This is a genomic window from Armatimonadota bacterium (assembly GCA_028871815.1).
GTDB lineage: Bacteria > Armatimonadota > Chthonomonadetes > Chthonomonadales > Chthonomonadaceae > REEB205.
In genome coordinates, this window is record JAGWMJ010000007.1 from 42,036 (window position 1) to 61,348 (window position 19,313).

At 63.2% G+C, this 19,313-nt stretch carries 14 protein-coding genes and 1 pseudogene; 4 read left to right on the top strand and 11 right to left on the bottom strand.

All coding sequences use genetic code 11. The annotated features are described in order from the left end of the window. Positions 1-302 precede the first annotated feature (302 nt). Positions 303-1,151, bottom strand: coding sequence for a hypothetical protein (locus KGJ62_09520; protein MDE2126815.1), 849 nt, complete (start codon positions 1,149-1,151; stop codon positions 303-305). A gap of 27 nt (positions 1,152-1,178) precedes the next feature. Then, the gene (locus tag KGJ62_09525; GenBank protein ID MDE2126816.1) at positions 1,179-2,036 is read right to left on the bottom strand and encodes a hypothetical protein; all 858 of its coding nucleotides are present in this window, start codon (positions 2,034-2,036) and stop codon (positions 1,179-1,181) included. A 494-nt stretch (positions 2,037-2,530) separates the two neighbouring features. On the opposite strand from KGJ62_09525, the gene KGJ62_09530 reads away from it, so the two are divergent. After that, complete coding sequence (locus KGJ62_09530) at positions 2,531-3,010, top strand: GtrA family protein (protein ID MDE2126817.1); 480 nt, start codon at positions 2,531-2,533, stop codon at positions 3,008-3,010. A gap of 206 nt (positions 3,011-3,216) precedes the next feature. On the opposite strand, the pseudogene KGJ62_09535 reads toward KGJ62_09530, so the two are convergent. The 7 genes and pseudogenes from KGJ62_09535 to KGJ62_09565 form a co-directional block, all read right to left on the bottom strand. Beyond that, positions 3,217-5,076, bottom strand: a pseudogene (locus KGJ62_09535) (NAD+ synthase). A gap of 96 nt (positions 5,077-5,172) precedes the next feature. Continuing rightward, on the bottom strand, positions 5,173-6,837 hold the full coding sequence (locus KGJ62_09540) for a CRTAC1 family protein (protein MDE2126818.1): 1,665 nt from the start codon (positions 6,835-6,837) through the stop codon (positions 5,173-5,175). Positions 6,838-6,840: 3 nt separating this feature from the next. Next, positions 6,841-9,090 (bottom strand): hypothetical protein, encoded by a 2,250-nt coding sequence (locus KGJ62_09545; protein MDE2126819.1) that lies wholly within the window; start codon positions 9,088-9,090, stop codon positions 6,841-6,843. Positions 9,091-9,113: 23 nt separating this feature from the next. Next, a complete protein-coding gene (locus tag KGJ62_09550; GenBank protein ID MDE2126820.1) occupies positions 9,114-10,163 on the bottom strand; it encodes a BMP family ABC transporter substrate-binding protein in 1,050 nt (349 codons plus the stop codon). A gap of 13 nt (positions 10,164-10,176) precedes the next feature. Next, a complete protein-coding gene (lpdA, locus tag KGJ62_09555) occupies positions 10,177-11,799 on the bottom strand; it encodes a dihydrolipoyl dehydrogenase (protein ID MDE2126821.1) in 1,623 nt (540 codons plus the stop codon). A 246-nt stretch (positions 11,800-12,045) separates the two neighbouring features. After that, the gene (locus KGJ62_09560; protein ID MDE2126822.1) at positions 12,046-12,384 is read right to left on the bottom strand and encodes a hypothetical protein; all 339 of its coding nucleotides are present in this window, start codon (positions 12,382-12,384) and stop codon (positions 12,046-12,048) included. Positions 12,385-12,491: 107 nt separating this feature from the next. Continuing rightward, the gene (locus KGJ62_09565) at positions 12,492-13,718 is read right to left on the bottom strand and encodes a hypothetical protein (GenBank protein MDE2126823.1); all 1,227 of its coding nucleotides are present in this window, start codon (positions 13,716-13,718) and stop codon (positions 12,492-12,494) included. 145 nt (positions 13,719-13,863) lie between these two features. Here KGJ62_09565 and pdxT point away from each other — a divergent pair, with 145 nt between their 5' ends. Genes pdxT through dusB form a run of 3 tightly spaced genes read left to right on the top strand, consistent with a single transcriptional unit; the run spans position 13,864 to position 17,445 of the window. Further along, positions 13,864-14,487 (top strand): pyridoxal 5'-phosphate synthase glutaminase subunit PdxT, encoded by a 624-nt coding sequence (pdxT, locus tag KGJ62_09570; GenBank protein MDE2126824.1) that lies wholly within the window; start codon positions 13,864-13,866, stop codon positions 14,485-14,487. Between the two features lie 31 nt (positions 14,488-14,518). Continuing rightward, positions 14,519-16,405 (top strand): glycoside hydrolase family 127 protein, encoded by a 1,887-nt coding sequence (locus KGJ62_09575; protein ID MDE2126825.1) that lies wholly within the window; start codon positions 14,519-14,521, stop codon positions 16,403-16,405. After that, positions 16,402-17,445: a tRNA dihydrouridine synthase DusB gene (gene dusB, locus KGJ62_09580; protein MDE2126826.1), complete on the top strand. Its 1,044-nt coding sequence runs from the start codon at positions 16,402-16,404 to the stop codon at positions 17,443-17,445. The genes KGJ62_09575 and dusB overlap by 4 nt, the downstream gene beginning before the upstream one ends. 192 nt (positions 17,446-17,637) lie before the next feature. Here dusB and tdh read toward each other — a convergent pair whose 3' ends face one another. Together tdh and KGJ62_09590 are read right to left on the bottom strand one after the other, a co-directional pair. Beyond that, positions 17,638-18,669, bottom strand: coding sequence for an L-threonine 3-dehydrogenase (gene tdh / locus KGJ62_09585; protein MDE2126827.1), 1,032 nt, complete (start codon positions 18,667-18,669; stop codon positions 17,638-17,640). 193 nt (positions 18,670-18,862) lie between these two features. Continuing rightward, positions 18,863-19,285 (bottom strand): hypothetical protein, encoded by a 423-nt coding sequence (locus tag KGJ62_09590; GenBank protein ID MDE2126828.1) that lies wholly within the window; start codon positions 19,283-19,285, stop codon positions 18,863-18,865. Positions 19,286-19,313: the final 28 nt, after the last annotated feature.

The window sequence follows — 19,313 nt, forward strand, 5'->3', positions numbered from 1 at the left end:
TGTCAAAGCGCTGAAATGCGGCGCGGAACCGGTTACCGGCTGCCGCCAGGAACCGGGGCGCCAAAACCCGCCGCCTTACGCCTTATGGGGTTCCGTTTGCACTTCGCCCGCTGCCCCCGCTGCCCGTTATGAACCTCAACACCGCCGCCGACTTGCCCGACGAAATAGTCGTGGACGCCCTCGACGATAAGGTTGTAGACGGTATACCCGCCGGGCCGGTGCAAAACGTCAATGCGGCTGACGACCAGCTTTGGCCCGGCGCGGGTGACGATGGAAGTGCCGAGCGCCGAAGTGTTTCCGGGCTAAAAGTCACCGACCAACAGGGCCGCCGCCGTCGACGGTGCAGCGTGATGGAGCGCCGCCTGAAGCGCGGAAACAGCCTCGGTAAAGGTCCGCCAGTCGCCGGCAGCCAGAACCTCCGGACTGCGCCATACCAACGCCACGGGTTGACTGCCCTTCGCGCGCAGCGCCTCCACGAGGACGTCCCGAAATAGTTCCCAGCTGACGCCCTCGCCGGCCGGAGAGTTTGTATGCGATCGAAAGTTCGACGTCCATGCTGCAAGCGCCGCCCCGGCGAAGTCGCAGCTCGCGGCCGCGGCGCCGCCGTCGAGCTCCATCCACTGGATGTGCGATGCCTCCGCGCGCTTCCGGAGGCCCGCGTACGCGCCACTGTGATAGTACGCGACGCGCAGAAATGCGGACGGTTTCAGCAGAACCTCCGGCCAGCGCGAGGAGGCCTCAACATCCTGACCGCTGCTAGCGTCCCGGGCTTCGACGGCACACGACTGGGGCTCACCATCATCGACGATGAGAACGGGTTTCCAAAGCATCTCAAGCACAGCGACGGCGTCCGTGGCGACCCGCGGGCTGTGGTTGATGGTCCGGGCCAGGCCATACCACGCGATCTCAACGAATCCGCGGACGGAACTGCCGGCGCGGGCGGCGGTCGCGGCGGCGGCGGCCTGCCACTCTTCCTGGTCGGATAGCCCGGCCGGCAGCCTCGGCATCGGGAGGGCCGAAGTGTCCCAGCCGACGCGTACCGAACTCAAGAATTCGGTGCGGGTGACGACGCCCATCGTGTCGATCCGGAGCCGGAAGGGCGGTACGGGCTTCGGGAGGGCGGCGTGCGGCGCCAGAAGGGTGATTGCCATAGCGTTGAAATTGAGCCGCAGAGCCTGCTACCAGTCGCCGCCCAGAACGGCGGTCGACTGAAAGCGCCGGTCCGATGAAAGGGCTGCCTGCAGCAAAGCGATGGCGTGGATGAAAGCTGCCGGGTTCCTGGCGGCAAGGGTCTCCGGACTCCGCCAGCCGAGTACGAGCGGCATATCGCTGTGGTCCCACACGGTTTCTGTCCATGCGTCCCATACCCCGGTCCAGACCTCCCGGGCAAGACGCTCATCGGTTTCGGCCGCGGCGTATCCAGATGGCCAGGCGCGCATCGAGGCCACCTTGAAGGCAGCTGTCGTCTCAATGGAAGCGCCGTCAAGCTCCAGCCAGCGTGCGGTGCCTCCCATCGCGGTGCGGAGCTCGTCGTACACGACCGTTTCGCAGCAGACCAGGCGCAAATGACTCGGCTCATTCAACCTCTTAAGCAGAGAATCAGCCGGGCAGCCGGTGGAATCCCGCTCGGTCCGGCGCGTCGCTTTAACCGGCATCGGATCGCCTTTGGCCGACTGTGCGGCCACGTCGAACCATGTCTCCGCCAGACCAAGCGACGCGATGGCGTAGGCCGCAGTCCTCGGCGAATTCGTGATCAGGCGCCAACATCCACGCCAACGACACTGTGCGTGGGCAATGTTCTCGACGCCCGCCCACGCGGCGAACCAGAACGCGAATTCGCGCCAGGCGTCCAACTCCGTGTCACTCGCAAGAGCGCCAGTGAGTATTTCACGCGGAATCCCAAATGTCGTTGAAACCGCGATGAAGAATTCGTGGCGGGATATGACGCTGCCGGTCAGCAGTTCGCGGTCGTATGTCCCGGCGGGAGGATTGCTCGGGCAACAAGACTTCTCGCGGTCGGACGAGTAAACGGTCAAGATTCCCTCCTCACAGCAGTTGAAGGCGGCGCCAGCCCTCACGGCACATACGGCGGCAGCCGGTAGAAGGTCGCATAACGAACCTCAACCCCACCGCCGACTTGCCCGCCGAAATAGTCGTGGACGCCATCGACGATAAGGTTGTAGACGGTATACCCGCCAGGGCGGTGGTAATCGTCAATGCGGCTGACAACCCGGAACCGGAACCGCCAGCTGCGGCAATTACGATCCGGACGGAGACTTCCAGCCGCCGTTCATCATCCGAACGCAGACTTACCGGGTTGGCTAATAGAAGATGAGAGGGCTGCGCTTCGACTCCGTAAGCGTCACTCTTTCTTCCATGGCAGCGGGTTGCGAAGCCCCACGCCGCTCTCGAAGAGGACGCGGATCGCATTACAGGGATCGAGCGCGGCCGCCGACGATTGCGGGCGGCAGGCCTATCGCGCGGCACAGGTATACTTCCCGGTTGAGCGCCGCCGATCGTTGCTGCACGTATGATTGAAACCAAGACCTCAGAATCCGATGTGACCGTGCACAGGCGGCGCTCCGCGGGCCACCGGCGCAGCATGGTGCACCAGTTTCTGAAATTCTGCGTCGTCGGCGCCTTCAGCACCGTCATCGATTTTGGCGTTTTCTACCTGCTGGCGCAGTGGGTAGGGCTTTACTGGGTTATTGCCCAGGTCATTAGCTTCAGCCTGGCGGTTACCAACGGCTTTATATGGAACAGCGTCTGGACATTCAACGGGATCGGCAGCGCGCCGCGGCACCGTCAGTACCTGAGGTTCGTGGCGGTCAACGCCGTCGGACTGGCGCTCAACCTGGCCCTGATCAAGGCGGGCGTCGCGGTGCTCACCGGCAGCTGGCATCAAAACGGCAACCCTCCGCGTGTGCCTCTGCTCACTGCCAAGGCGGTAGCCGTCATCGTTGTTTCGGTTTGGAACTTCGCCGGCAGCCGCAAGTGGACATTCCGGTAGAAACGTAGATCGCGCAACAGCTGGTCGGAGAGCTTGCGCCTCATCGGCCGGCTGACAGTAACCGGCAGCGACGGATCCTCCGCCCACAGGCGCCACAGACCGCATTGATCTCATCGGGCAGAGGTACAGGTTGCTGCAGCACCGCCGCGTACCCAGAATGGCGGCAGTGAGGCCCGCGTATTACGCTGGCGGAGCGGTCACCGCGCCTACTTGCCCGTTACGGCTTGATAATCCACGGGCCGCAGGTAGTACTCGTTGATGGCAGTTGAAGAGAGCATTGCCGTTGTTGGCAGGTGGCGTTTCCAGTGCGTGGAGTCGAGCCGCCGTTTCACCAGCGCGACATCCGCCTCCGCGAAGCCCATCTCAACCAGCCGTTCTGCCGTGTATCCGCGGACCAGAAACGTGAGTACCCGGTCCGCTCGCGGGTACGAGATGCCAAAGTCGCCTTCATCCGTTTGGCCGGCAACCAGGTCGGCCGTGGCCGGCTTGTTTACAATCTCCGGCGGTACGCCCACGTGCCGGGCCAGCTGCCAGACCTGCGTTTTGAACAGATCACCGATTGGGTTCACCGGCGGCGAGTCGTCGGCATGCCAGGTGAAGTAGCCAAACAACCGCTCCGTCTTGTTGCCGGTTCCAACAGGAAGTGTGCCCAACCTCTGGCTCTGATCAAAGAGCACAATCATCCGCATGCGCGCCATTACGTTTCCCCGCCGGCGCGCGTCAGCATCCGGGCAGTGCGCCAGATATCCGTCCACTGCGTCCGTGATCTCCAGCGTCATCAAGTTGACACCGGTGGCGGCCGCCACCAGGGCGGCATGTTCCAGGCTTTCTGCCGAGCTCGACCGGTACGGCATTCGGATCGCGGTGACGTTCCGCGGGCCGAGCGCCATCGCCAGCAAGAAGGTGACGAGAGCGGAGTCGACACCGCCGGAGAGGCCAACGACGGCGGTGGTCATGCCCCGCCGCCTCACGATCTCATCGGAGAGAAAGGCGGTGAGCCAGCGGGTTACTAACGGGGCGTTCAATTGCAACGGAGCATCCGAAGTGGGATCGAATGGAACTGCACGGTAGATGGGCAGTTCTGGGCCTATCGGATGCAGGCGTTCCAGGGATGAACCGGCAGTTGTGGCGGAACGGATCATCAGCCCCTAACCGCTTTCAGGCAGGCCGCATCGTGCGGCGGCCGTCAATTCGGCGGTCAGGTCGCCGATGGCCTCGCGCAGATCCGGCAGCAGAGGTGAGGCAGCGCGGGCGATGGCGACGTCATCGAAGTTGATCGACGCACGGATGATGCACTCCTCATCCAGCGGCCCGACAACCACGGTCTTGCCCCACGGATCGATGATCTGCGAACTGCCACCGAACCCTTTGCCGCCTTCGAAGCCAACGAGGCCGCAATGGACTACCCAGATTCCGTGCTCCATGGCGATGCCGGGAAGGATCGTGTTGGTCCAGCGCGAAACGCTTCCGATGCCGTCGCCGGAAAAGTCACGCGCCGGTGAGGCGCTTATGACGTAGAGCGCTTCGGCGCCCTTCAACGCAATGACTGCCGGGGTGACCGAATGCCAAACATCCTCACAAATAAGCACGGCCGCCGGGCCAAATCGCGTTGAAAACGCGTCGAGTTGATGCCCGCGCGCCACAAATCGCTTCTCGTCGAACACACCGTACGTAGGCAGGAAGAACTTGCGGTGAAGATGGTTGACGCGTGCAGATGTTGGGTCGGCAGCGAGAGTCGCTGAGATCGCGCTGTTGTAGTAGATGCCCGCGTCGACTTCATAGAAGCCGATCACCACATCCAGCATTGCATCCGGCCGCACCACGCTGCTCTGGTAGGCACTCTGGAGATCGCGAAAAACCTCTGCGGCCGTCCGCGCCACGTCGCGCACACCGCCCTCCAGAAAGTAACCGGTCAACGCAGTTTCCGGAAGAACCAGCACGTCGGGCGGCGGTGCGTCGCCCTCCAACTGCGTAAACAGTTCGCCGATCCGCGCCAGGTTGGCGACATAGTCGCCCTTTCGCGGCTTGATCTGGGCCGCAGCCACGTTTGCCGTTACAGAAACCATGTAGAGCTTAGTTTACCTTGGCAGCACAGGCATCCTCAGGCCCATCACAGCAGGTGGGCACGCCGGCGCTGGTAGGCGCGCCAACCGGCAGGGTGCTCACGATTCTGCCGCTTCCTGCACGCGCAGAATCTGGTTGGCCTTTACTCCAGCCAGCTTCTGGCGGACGCCACTCGGCCAGATAATGGCGATATCGGCGGTTGTTTCGCGACCCAAACCGCAATGGACGCGTGGATCGGATGCCGACATGTACGAACCGCCGGTGGTGGCATTGCGAAGAAATCGGCCGGATTTGGTTGTAAAGGTTACCAGAGCTCCCTGCCCATCACGGTTGCTGCGCCTGCCCTCCAGGTGAAGCAGCAGCCAGTTTCCCGCGGTGGGCAGATCGTTATGAAGCAGCAGGGGCGCACCCTCGCTGTCTACAATCAGCAAATCGAGACGACCGTCGTTGTCGTAGTCACCAACCGCCAGTCCGCGGCCAACAATCGGCCGCTCTAGACCATCGCCGGATTGGTCCCTGACCTCGCGAAAGGCTGTACCGCCCTCGTTATGGAACAGTTGCGACCTCTGCCGGTAGGTGGTAGATGGATCAATTTCTGCGATATTGTCGGAGATATGGCCGCTGCAGATAACCATATCCAGCCAACCGTCGTTATCGTAATCAAACAGTTTGCAGCCAAACGATACCCAGGGCGCCGTCGCGGCGGCGATGCCGAGCGGCGCCGAACGATCGGTAAACACGCCGTCGCCATCGTTGTGGTACAGGTTCTTGGGTTCATGCTGAAACGTGGTGACGAGAAGGTCCAGCCGACCATCGTTATCGTAATCGCCCCAGTCGATTCCCATACCGGCATGAACCTGACCCAGCGTATCGTAAGCGGTGCCGGAAGCCGCGCCGTCATTCCGAAACGCACCGCCGATGTTCCTCAGCAGGTCGCCTGGCATTTCATCGTTGGCGATTGCAAGGCTCTGACGGCCGGCGCCGCTATAATCTGCCGCCGCAATTCCCAGCGCCTTGCCGCTCACCGCCATCGCCCCCCAAGCGGCCGTGGCATCGGCGAACCGACCGCCGCCACGGTTGATGTAGAGCCTGCCCTTTTCGGGTTGGTAGTACCGCGGACCACACGCCGTCATGGAACCCTGCTGGCGGCATAATTGCGGCATCGTATTCGGACCAAACCTGCAGTAGTTGCCGACGTAGAGGTCCAGGCTGCCGTTACCGGTAACGTCGACAAAGATTGCGCTGGATCCCCATGGCTGCGGTGGAATCCCGGCGGCGCGGCTGACGTCGGCGAAGCGCTTTCCGCCCTCGTTATGGAGCAGTACGCCATCGCGATATCCGGTCAGGTAGATGTCCGGGTAGCCGTCGTTATCGTAATCGCCAACTGCGCAGCCCAGGAACCGGCCGCGGAGCGCGGCGATACCCGTCTCGTGGGAGACGTCGGCAAACCGCCCGCCTCCAAGATTGCGGTAGAGTGCCGGCTCCGGACCAACGAGCAGAATATCGAGCAGCCCATCTCCATCAAAGTCGAGAAACGCACAGCCATTGCCGATGGTCTCGAGAATGGTCAACGGCCGTGGCCCGGTAACCTGCCAGCGATAGTCGATGCCTGCCCTTGCGGTAACGTCGTGGAAAACCGCGTCCGTGGCCGCGGCGCTCCCGGTATTGCGGGCTTTAGTGCGAGCGCACCCGGCCACCGCGGCCGCGCCGGCGGCCAGTATACTGCGGCGGGTGATGCGACGATCGGTATGTGAAGCCTTCACGCTTTACCCACGGGTCGCGCCCGCGGCAGGCGCCGTGATGAATCCATAGTAGCGGCCCATCCAGTATGCAAGGAGCCAACCGGTTGGCGCTTCCTCGCGCAAGCCATTCTTGCCGCCAATCGCCTGAGTGGGGTCGCCGTCCCACATGGTGATCGCGATTTCGCTGCGCGGCAGCACCTGGCTGGTAGCGCCTTCATCCACGCCGCCGCGCCTGTCTTCGGTAAGGTCGTCGCGGCGCCGATTGTCTACCGTCCACTCCACCCAGCTTAGCGGCCAATCCCGGAGTACGGCGGAGGCGCCCGTCAGCGGAACACGGCTGCCGGACCAGCGATTGTAAACAAAATCGTACAGTGGCACGCCTACCGAGACGCATGATTTGTGCCAGGTAACCATGCTTTTACGATAGTTTGCGAGCAGCGCGGGGTTGTGCGTGTTACCGAGTAGTAATGGGTAGACGAGCGACAACAGCTCATCCTCAATATGGGTGGCCTCTGCGGGCGTATCGTAATTGGTAAGCAGTGTGTTCCGGGCGTACCCATAGCGTTCGAGCAGGCTGTTGGCTGCGGTCCGGTACCTGGGCTCGCCGGTCATCATCTTCGCCGCAGCCAGATAGGCAAGCATCTCCACCGAGTTGCCCGGACGCTCTTCGTACCAGTTCGGGTCGTCGTTGAGGTGCGCCGGATCCCAAACGCCCCACCGCGTCGGCTTGCCGTCTACATCCACCAGGTCGTATCCGTGGTCCAGGATGCCGCCAACCAGGCGGTCAACCTCCGCGCGTACTCGACGACGATCCGCAGGAGTGGCGGCCAGCTGATAGAACGAGGCATAGCCAAACATGTGGCCGTCCACCTCATCACTGCTGGTGTCGCGCTTCCACCACCACGCTCCATCGGCGCTCAACATCCAGTGGTTCGGAACGTATTTGGCTCGAGGTTCGCCGATGCGATCGATGGTCACCTGCTCCGTGGTCTCGGTGTGGTTCCGGTCGTTCTCCGGCTGGCGACTGCTCGGCACCATGCTGCGCGCGATGAACCACTTCGTGCCGGTTATCCGCTGCAACTGCTCCAGCGCCAGGAACGCCTCACGGGCGTTACTCCGTGCGGCAGGATTGTGCGTAACCGCGTACCGGAACGATTCTGCCGCGCAGTACATGCCGGTGTGCTGGCCGTCGTTATCGTCGTCCTCAACATGAAATGTGGCAAGATCGCCGGGCTTTGCCAGCGGCGACGGGCCAACGAGGCCGGGCGGGCGGATATGCCGTGCCCGCAGTATCCGTTCGTACAGCCGGGCCTTGTCGTAGAGGGTCATCCACTGCCGGCGGATCACCCCCACGCCCTCGGCTGTGCCGACCCAGATTGAGCCGTCGGATGCAGCCGCTACCGACCGCGCGTCGTCGCTCGGCACCCACCGCAGGCTGTGCCGCACAGCCCACCGGTGTGCGCCGTGGTGGAGCACGCCCAGCGACGAAGCTGCCCACAGCCGACCAGCAACACCGAAACAGATCGACCGTATGCTGCGGTTCGGCATTCCATTCCGGATGCTCCAGCTATCAACGCGCCGGCCGCTGCGGTACACGTCGATTCCGCCGGTTGTTCCCACATAGAGGAGGCCATTGTGGAGCGCAATTGAAAGGATGTTGCTGCTGCCCAGCAGATTGGGATGCGAAAACCGGATGCCCGCACGATCCGGGTGGCGCCAGTTGTGCAGGTAGAGGCCGCTGATGGTTCCCAGCCACAGCTTTCCGTCGGGCTCGGGCTGAATGGCAGTGGCGCCGGTAGGATATCGCTGCGGAAACCTAAGCCAGGTGCGCCCGGTCGACATCCAGATCCCGTCGGGGCCCGCTGCGAAGATTCGCTCGTCGGGGCCGGAGTGCATGGATCCCAGCGCGGAGATCGGCACACCGCTGATGCCGGCCGGCCGCGTGTCACGAAGCGTTACCCTGTAGAGGCCCTTGTACGAGCCGGCGAATACGCCGCCACCCGGTGCGCGTTCCACGGCGAAGCACGCGCCCAGCGCGGCCGCACCTGGAGGGCTCTGCCAGGCGCCATCTGTCAGGTAGAACACGCCCGCACCGGTTGCGACCCAAACGCGATTATGCCGGTCGATCACCACCGATCGCACATCGTTTTGCGCGCTGGTCGGCAGCGGATAGAAGCGTGAGTACTCCTGTCGAAACGGACGATCCGTTATTCGTGGGATGGCTGGAGCCGCCAACGGTGGCTTCGCTACGACGGTGAGCAGGGCGAGTAGCATGGTGCAGCCGCGGAAGGTACGCTTCAGCCGCCGGCTGGAAGATGAGGAGGCACAAACGACGGCACGGCCGCCAGCGTTACCGGAATGTTGATTTTGCCTTCGAGGATCATATCTACAAGCGTGGTCAGGTGGTGTCGCACACTCGGCGGTACATCCTGACGTGTGTACTTCATGGGGCTGAGACCTACGCCGTCTTCCTTCAGTCCGTAGATGTGCGGGCCGGGCCGAAACTTGCCGCGCAGGCCCTCCTCCACCATGTCGTAGACGGCGGTGTCGGTATGTTTGATCATGCTGGTGAGAACGCGCCCCGGCGCGATATCGTCTTGATCCTGATCCACGCCGATGGCGTAGAAACCCGGTCCCCGCTCGCGCGCAGCCTCAATCACGCCGAGGCCGGCCTTGCCCGCCGCCTGGAAGATGATGTCGGCGCCATTGCCGAACTCCTGCATCGCCTGGCTCTTTCCCTTGTTCAAATCGTTCCAGTCGCCGGTGTAGGCCGAGATAACGGCAACGGCCGGGTCCGCGGTTTTGGCCCCGGCTCGGTATCCCGCTTCGAACTTCTCGATGAGGGGTATATCCTCGCCACCGACAAACCCGATTTTTTTGGTTTTGGTGACGGAGGCGGCAAGGTAACCGACCAAGAACGTGCCCTCCTCTTCCCGGAACTTCAATCCAGCGCAGTTGGGAAGATCCGGCGCGTCGGTATCGACAATCGCAAAATCGACATGCGGAAACTGCACGGCCACCGGCTTCAAGGCATCGGCCATTTTATAGCCTATGGCGAATACCAGGTTGACGCCCATGTTGGCGTACTCGGTGAGGTTCACCTGGTAGTCGGCAGGAGATTTTGACTCGATGTAGGCGCCGTGAACATGAAGCTCCTTCATCGCCCGCTGCATTCCTGCCCAGGCGGCGGCGTTGAACGACCGGTCGTCAACCCCGCCGGTATCCAGCACGAGGGCCGCGCTGTAGCCTGCAGCGCGCGTACGGCGCGGAGCGCAGCCGGCTGCCAAAAGCGCGAGGCCCGCCGCTTCCACCAGCACCCGCCTTCTCGTAATGGATTCGGTACGCATCTCGGCGCCGGACCTACTTGCGCGGCTTGTGAATGGCCTCGCCCTTCACATCGAGCGCGGCCTCGCCGATCGCTTCGGAGAGGGTTGGATGGGCGTGGATGTTGGTCATCAGCTCATCGATGGTCGATTCCAGTTTGATCGCCATAACGCCCTCATGAATCAGTTCGGTGGCATAGGGCCCAAAGATATGCACACCCAGCAGTTCTCCATACTTGCGCTCGGAAACCACCTTTACCAGGCCCTCCTGCTCGCCCAGCGCCATGGCGCGGCCGAGCGGTCGAAAGGCGAAGCGGCCAGTCATCACGTCGTACCCCTCGGCGCGCGCCTGCTCCTCGGAAAGGCCAACGGTTGCAACCTCCGGAACGGTGTAGATGGGCGCCGGTACGGCGCGATAATCCATTTTCACCGGATGGCCCATTGCATTCTCTGCTGCGACGATTCCCATATGGGAACCCAGGTGCGCCAGCAGCTGCTTGCCGACAACATCACCGATAGCATAGATGCCGGGCACGTTGGTCTGCAGGTACTCGTCCACCACAATGCCTCGGCGGTCGGTCACCACTCCAAGCTCGGAAAGTCCCAGACCGTCGTGCCAGGCGCGCCGGCCTGCGCCAACCAGCACCGCGTCGGCTTCCAGCGTCACCTCTCCGGTTGGTGTGGTGACGTGAACAATACGGCCGGTCCGCTTGTGCTCCACGCGGCTGACCTGGCTGCCGAGATGAAACTTGATGCCCTGGCGTTCCAGCGACTTTCGCAGCCCCGACGCGATCTCCGCATCCGCCAGGGGCAGGATCTCAGGCGCCATCTCGATGAGGTTGACCTCAGAACCGAGGTTGCGGAAGGTATAGGCAAACTCCAGGCCAACCGCGCCACCGCCGATGACGACGAACCTGGTTGGCGGTTCCGTGGCGCAAACGGCCTCGTCGCTGGTCCAGATGCCGTTGCTGCTCACGCCGCGCGCGTCGGACGGTTTGCGCTCCAGGCCCGGGACGGGCGGCATCACCGGCACCGAGCCGGTCGCAATAATCGTACAGCGCGTCCGGACCGTTTCCGAGCCGCCAGCGGAAAGCGCCGTTACCACCGTGTGCGCGTCCTTCATCTCCGCGGTACCGACGATGCAGCGGACATGGTTACTTTTCAGAAGTGACTGCACGCCGCCGCGCAAAGTGGTCACGATCTTGGCCTTGCGCGCCATCATCGCGGCAAAATCGAAGCCGATCTCGCCAGAAATGGTCACGCCCATTGGGCCGGCCGTTTTCACATGATGGAGACGCTCAACGCTGGCGATCATGGCCTTGGTTGGTATACATCCCCAGTTGAGGCAGGTGCCGCCCCACTCTGCCGCTTCGCGCTCTATGCAAACGGTACGGGCGCCGAGTTGCGCCGCCCGGATCGCGCAGACGTATCCGGCCGGGCCGGACCCGATGACGACAATATCGGCATCATAATCGCCGCTGGCAGCCATGAGTTCATGCTCCTGTGGAGTGGTTCCGAGCAGCCGTTCGACCACGGCCTGCTGTTCCGCGTTCATTGAAGTGGAGGCGCCGGTTGGCGGGTCGGCGACGGCGAGGGTCGCGACCGGGCTCAACGTCGGGGTTTTGCCGCCGGTACGGAGCTTGCGCGCCTTACTGCTCAAGCGGGCCTCCAAACCAATGGGATAACGAAAAAAAAGCCCGGCAGCGGTCGTGAGATATCAAGCTGCCGAGCGCGATCGGATTATAGCATAGCGCTCCGGCGTGGGTCAAACCGGGGCGCGGGCTCGCGAATGGCGGAGCGGGTGGTGGCCGTTTGCTCGGCGAAACGCCGCAGCAGTTAGTGGGCGGGGCCGGTGGCAGAACCGTTACGGAGCGTGTTGCTCAAGCGGTATGTGGCGCCCCGGCGCTCACTCCTCGCGCGATTTCGGTATGGTGACAGCGAAGGTGTTCGGTTCGGGACGGCAAATGCTACCGTCAGGTTTGATCTGCTTGGCCAGCGCTGAACTCAGTGAGTCGCGATCGAGCTCACGGTGGTAGCTCGCTCGCGCTTCTTCCACGATTCTGTTGATATGCAAAGGGCCGCCGGCAGCCTCCAGAATCCGGGTGGCGATTTCCACCTGAGACATCCGGCGCGCGCTCGTAACCGGGCCACCGGAGCGCTTCAGCGCCCGTACGGCCGCCAACGCTCCGGCGAGCGCCGCCTCTATAGTTTCAACCATCGCGTCGCGATCGGTCTCTGCAAACATCGGACTTACCCCCTGCCAAAACGCAGGGTACCACGCACCCGTTCAGTACGTCAAGTTACGTACCGTGATTGCAGCCGTTCGGCGCAACGTCGCCTCCAGCGATTCGATCAGCCGCCTGACGGCGAGGAAGAGGCCGGATCGACCGGAATGGTGTCGGGCGCCGAGCCGACCTGCGTTACGTAGTATCCCTGACCAATTCGCTGCAGTACGTACGTAACCCGCACGGTGTGCTCCGTGCCCGCATGATCGCGGTAGACATGTGAGCCCGTGAGCGTCCACACCCCATTCTGATCTCGCTGGTATCCATTGAACGTAAAGCTGACCGTGGTGGTGGAGCGCAGCGCGTCGCGCGTCATATCGAGGTAGTCGCTTGCGGGGAGCGAGTACTGGTACTGGCCGCGCAGATAGACCGCAATCTTGCCGTCGTTCCGCACATACTTCGCCAAATATTGAATGTCGCCGCTTTCCCACGCCTTCTCAATATCCGCAGCCACGCTGCGGATGAATGCCTCCTCGGGCGCTGCCTGCTGCGGTTCCGCCTGCTGTGGCCGGTTCAGGTAGTAGCTGTTCACATCCGGCTGCTGATAACCCTGCCACGAGCCATTTGCGGAGTAATCCGGCACGGGAATGTAACCGTACGGAGGCGGTTCGGCAAGAACATATTGACCGGAAAGGTACGGCGGGAAATCGGCCGAGTAGTAGTACGGCGACAGCACAGTGACGCCCTGCAGGTAGCTGTTGCAGTAGTACGGGTAGTACCCGGCGCCGTTCGAGAAGTAGATATTTCCCCAGCCCGCATAGGTGTGGAATCCAGACCGCCCGCGTACCCCGTTGATATAAAGGTAGGAGCCTGGCCTATCGTTAGCGCTGCGATAGCCGCCTGGGAACGCATTGCCCGGCATGAACGGCAGTGGTCCCACGGCACCGGGAAGGATGGAGTTTGGCGCCAGTGGCGGCGGTGGAAGGCTGCCGGGCATGGTGCCACCGAAAAGACCATCTCCGGGCCGGTTGAGTTTGTAGATTGGCAGCGTGGGGCTGTTCAGATCGGTAAGGTTGTGGACCGGATTGAATGGATCCAACGGAAACGCGCCACCCACCATTCCGCTGCCGTTCCAGAAGCCCTGGTTCCATCCGCCGGAGGGGGCAGAGTATGGCGGCAACAGTGGGCGCGCGCCAAAGGAACCGCCGGCGCGAGGCACAATGCGCTCGCGGATGCCGAGACCGGTGCGCTGTCGATCACGTCCGGGTCCTCGCTGGGCCGACGCGGGCTGTACAGCAACTGCAGCGGAGAGCACGAACCCGACCAGAATCCAGGCTGTTATTCTCTGTGTCATGACGTTCCCCTCACTCTATCCGTTACGTACCTCACGCCAATCCGGTTGCGGGGGCGGCGCACAGCGGCTTACCTTTGAATTATAGGACCCAATCGCGCTCATGTCAACGGCGTTCGCCCACGGCGGCTTGCTGTATAATGGCCTTATGTCCCAGCACGAAGCCAGCTCGCTGCGCGTGGGGGTGCTTGCGCTCCAGGGAGATTATACGCTGCATATCGCAATGCTGCACCGGTTGCCCGGTGTGAGCGCCGCGGAGGTGCGGACTCCCGGAGAGTTGAACCAGGTGGCCGCGCTGGTAATTCCCGGTGGCGAGAGCACGACGCTCGGCATGCTGATGAACCGCATCGGCCTTGACTGCGCGATTACGGAACGGGCACAGCGCGGCATGCCGTTGTATGGAACCTGCGCCGGAATGATCCTGATGGCGCGCGCCATTGAGGGCGCGCCGGAGCAGCCGACGCTGAATCTGCTGGATATCGATGTGGCGCGCAACGCGTTTGGGCGGCAGTTGGAGAGCTTCGAAGCGGAACTGCCCTGGACGAACGCAGCCGGTGAACCGAGCCATGTCCACGGTGTCTTCATCCGCGCGCCGTGGGTGACACGAACCGGCGAGGGGGTGGAGGTAACCTCCACGTACCGGGGCCGAGTTGTGGGGGTGCGTGCCGGCAGGATGCTGGCAACCGCGTTCCACCCGGAGTTGACGAGCGTCATACGGGTGCACGAGGAGTTCGTCGCAATGGCGCGCCACGCTGCGGGCCAAACGGTCTGATGGGACGTAAGCTGCCGGGAGGAGCATTTCGATGAGTTATGACCCGCACAACACCGCTGTGATTGAACTGGGCGCAAGCAAACATGCCCGCCTGCGCCCTGCGCCGCTTGCGCGTGTGGATATCAACGACGGATTCTGGCTGCCCTGGATGCAGCGGAACCGCGAAAAGACGCTGCCGGATCAGTACCGCAGCCTTGTGGAGACCGGCCGGCTCGACAATCTGCGGTTCGCCGCTACGGGCGAGGGCAGGTTCAAGGGCATCTACTTCAACGATTCCGACGTGTTCAAATGGCTGGAGGGAGCTTGTTGGAGCCTCATTTCGCAACGCGACACATCGCTGGAGTGTTTGGTGGCGGAGGCAGCCGATGTGATTGAGGCCGCCCAGCAGCCGGACGGCTACCTGAACAGCTACTACTCCGGAGAGAAGGCCGGTGAGCGCTTCACCAATTTGCGCGACATGCACGAAATCTACTGTGCTGGCCACCTGTTTCAGGCCGCGGTTGCCCACCACAGGGCGACGGGCGAGCCGTCACTGCTTAACGTGGCGCGCAGGTACGCCGATCTGTTGGACAGGGAGTTCGGCCCCAACGGAAGAGTCGGCGCGTGCGGGCACCCTGAGGCGGAGATGGCCCTGGTTGAGCTGGCCCGCGAAACGGGAGAAACTCGCTACCTGGCGTTGGCGGAGCGCTTCATCGAAGCGCGAGGCGCGGAACCCAGGGTCTTCGACAACCGGTCGTATCTGCAGGATCACGTGCGCTTCGCCGAGGCCCAGGATGTAGCCGGACATGCTGTTCGGCAGCTGTACCTGTGCAGTGGCGGAGCCGACGTTGCGCTGGAGAATGGGCGTGAGGAGTATCGCGCGGCGCTGGAGCGCCTGTGGCAAAACTTCACCGAAAGACGCATGTACATCACGGGCGGCGCCGGCGCGCGGTATGAAGGCGAAGCCTTCGGCGCCGACTGGGAGCTGCCCAACGACCGTGCCTATGCGGAGACGTGCGCGGCGATCGCCAGCGTTCAGTGGAACTTCAGGATGCTGCACCTCACCGGAGAGTCGCGATTCGCCGACCTCATGGAGGAGACGCTCTTCAACGCCGTGCTTCCCGGCATATCACTGACAGGCGACACCTACTTCTACGAGAATCCGCTGTCGGACCGTGGAGCGCACCGCCGCCAGCCGTGGTTCGATTGCGCGTGCTGCCCGCCAAACGTGGCCCGAATGATCGCCTCTCTGCCTGGCTACGTGGCCAGCACCGAAGCAGCCGCCGGCGCCGCGCCGTGCGTGCAGATTAACCTCTATACCAATTGTGACATTCGGGTGGAGCTTGCCGATGTCGGCGAAGTCCATTTGCGGATCGAGACCCAGTGGCCCTGGGAGGGCGCCGTCACGGCTACCGTGATTCGCTGCCCGGAGGACGCGAGATTTGGCATCACCCTGCGTGTGCCGCAATGGGCCGATGGCGCAACGATTTCCGGCGCTGCAGGCGAGCAGGAGGTTACCGCCGGAACTTTTGTGCGGACCGTTCATGCCTGGAGCGCCGGCGATCGGCTCGAACTTCAAGTCCCATTTCGACCTGTCCGCGTCCGCAGCCATCCATTCGTCCTCTCCAACCACGGCCGAACCGCCGTCATCTGCGGTCCACTGATCTACTGTGCCGAACAGGTCGACCTGCCGGACCAAGACGTATGGGATGTCGCGATTCCGGCGGACGCCCCACTCTACCGGCAGGGCTTCTCAGGTCTTCCCGGTCAGGCAAACGCGGTGCACACCGAAGGCGTGAAGCTGACGCACGGACCGTCGCTCTATGCGATGCGGCCGCCGGCGCCGGGTCACGAGAGATTTCCACTGACGCTGGTACCCTACTTCATGTGGGCCAATCGCGCGGCAGGCCCGATGCAGGTCTGGCTGCCGGAAACATGAGCGCCTTATTTGCGCCAGAGGTAGAACTCGCCGGCGCACAGCTCGACCGGGAGACCAATGCGTGGCCGGCGTTCACCATCGGCGGCGTGCTGATCAGCCCTCCGGTCGTTCTGGCACCGATGGCCGACGTGACTAACGGGGCGTACCGCCGCCTGGTCAAGCGCATTGCCGCGCCCGGCCTTGTGGTTACTGAGCTGATCAGTACCATGGCGGTTCACTACCGCAGCCGACGCACCATGACCATGTTCGATGTGACGCCGGATCAGCGTCCGCTCTCCGTTCAACTGTTCGGTTCCGACGTCGATATCATGGCGGAGGCGGCGCGCGTGGCTGCCGGCGAGGGCGCAGATATCATCGATATCAACATGGGATGCTGGGTGCCCAAGGTCTGCAAAACTGGCGGTGGCGCGGCGATGATGCAGGATGAGCCGCAGGCGTGCCGGATCGTTGGGGCCGTGGTACGCGCAACTCCTCTGCCGGTAACGGTGAAAATGCGCGCCGGCTGGCACTACGGGCACCTGGCGACGGCCGGGCTGGCTCGGAAACTGGAGCTGGAGGGCGTAGCCGGATTCGCGCTCCACGGACGATTTGCCAGCCAGGGCCACACCGGCTCGGCGGACTGGAATCTGATCGCCGAGATGAAGCAGGAGCTCACGCGACCGCTCATCGGCAACGGTGATATCCGCTCCCCGGAAGACGCCATCCGGATGCTGAGGCAGACCGGGTGTGACGGCGTGATGGTGGGTCGGGCGGCCATCGGTAATCCGTGGCTGGTGCGAGATGTGGTCGCAGCCGTTCAGGGTAACCGAGCGCCACCGCCACCGGGTTGGCCCGAACGCGTGGCCGCGGCGCTGGAGCATTTGACAGACCTCGCCGCTCAAGCCGGCGAGGATGTGGCCGTCCGTCATCTGCGTGGACAGCTTCCCCAGTATGTCAAGGGCATGTCCGGCGCCAGCAAAGTACGGGACGCGATCGTGCGGTCGAACACCATTGCAGAAGTGCGGCATGTTTTTGCCGAGGCGCTGCAAGGGGCCGGATGAGGCAGGGTGTGCGGGAGCTGCGCCGAGAGGCTGGCGGCAAAGGTGACCTGCCCCAGAGAATAGGACATAGGCGACGTATGGGTCACAGGCTTGATCCGGCCTCTAACGACCAACGCATGATCCGCCGAGCGAGAACCAGGCGGTGGCCGCCACGAGCCCGAGAGCGTAAACCTCCAGCCCGCGAGCCGCGCACTAATCCATGGTAAACACGACCTTGCCGCAAAGGCCGTCGCGCATCAGGTCCATGCCGTGGTGCAGCTGGTCGAACTTAAGCCGGTGGGTTATGGCCGGCGCGACGTCCAGTCGCCCCGATGCGAGCAAAGCACGCATGGTTGACCAGGTTTCGTAGAGGCGGCGGCCCACGATGCCATTGACCGTGATGCCCTTGAAGATGATCTCCGCGATATCCATCTCCACGGTGCGGGTGGGGATGCCCATCAGGGAAACGCGTCCGCCGGGCCGGCAAAAGCGCATGGCCTGCTGAATCGCGGGCACGGCGCCAGACATTTCCAGCACCACGTCGGCGCCACAACCGGCGGTTATCTCCGCTACCGTAACGGCCGCATCCTGCTCCGTCACGTCGACCGTATGTGTCGCGCCGAGTTCGCCAGCCAGATTGAGACGGTACTTTCGCGTATCGGTGGCCACAATCTTACTCGCGCCGGCAGCCTTCGCCACAGCAATGGCAAAAAGCCCGATCGGTCCGCACCCAAGCACCACAACGGTCTGACCGATGATCTCGCCGTTGAGGGTGGCGTGCACCGCGTTGCCGAGTGGATCCTGCACGCATGCCAGCCAGGGCGGCACGGAGCGGTCGTTTTTCCAAACGCTGCCTTCGGGCACAACCACCAGTGGCGCGAAGCATCCATCCACATCCACGCCGAGAATCCGCGTGTTGGCGCATACGTGGCGCTGGTTGAGCCGGCACTGCAGGCAGTGGCCGCATGTCCAGTGGCTTTCGCCACTCACATAGTCACCAACGGCCACGCCGGAGACGTCGGAACCAACCTCAACCACCTCACCCGCGAACTCGTGTCCCATTACGCGGGGCGGCTTGACACGTGCCGCTGACCAGGCGTCCCAGGCATAGATGTGGTAGTCGGTCCCGCAGATTGCCGTAGCCATAACCTGAACCTTCACCTGGTTACTCTGCGTAATCGCCGCCTCAGGCACCTCGATCAGCTCGGCGCCAGGCGCCGCGGACGTTTTGACAATGGCTTTCACGATACAAACACTCCCTTTTGGACTGCGGAATTGCTCAACCGCCGCAGGTCGCCGCACATTGTACCGCCCGAGCGGCTCAGCGACCCACCCATCTAATAGGCTCCCGATAACGGCAACGTTGCGAGCCGCACCGGACAGTCGCAGCCGATCCGGCAAGCGCGTGCGGCGCCCACAACGGCCAAATCCGGCGACTTCAGTGAGCCTGCCTCCGACGAAACCTCAGTACCCACGGCCTCCAGATGAACCAGAGCGCTACAAATGCCAGGGCAGGCGGAATCGCCCACGGAAAGCGCCCCAAAGTTTCCGTGTACAGTGCCGCGGCGGCTGTGGGTTGCCCCACCTGGTGCCTCAGCGTGATGTCGCTGCACGTAAGCGTCGAGTGGTTCGGCGCCAGTCTACAGGCGCCGGCCAGCGCTGTGCCGCTGTACCACTGGATATTAATTGCATTGCCATCTTGCGTGTACGCCGTGGTATGGCGTTCTTGCGGACTTTCCAGATCGTCGATTGAAGCGCTCAGCGCCACCTTGCCGGCATGAAACCTGGCGGCGAGGTATCGGTGGCTTAGCGGATCGCGGTAGAGGTACCTGCCCGAGATTGCGTGGCCCCGCGTGTACATCTGGTAGGCAATAAAGTCGGCGCCACCC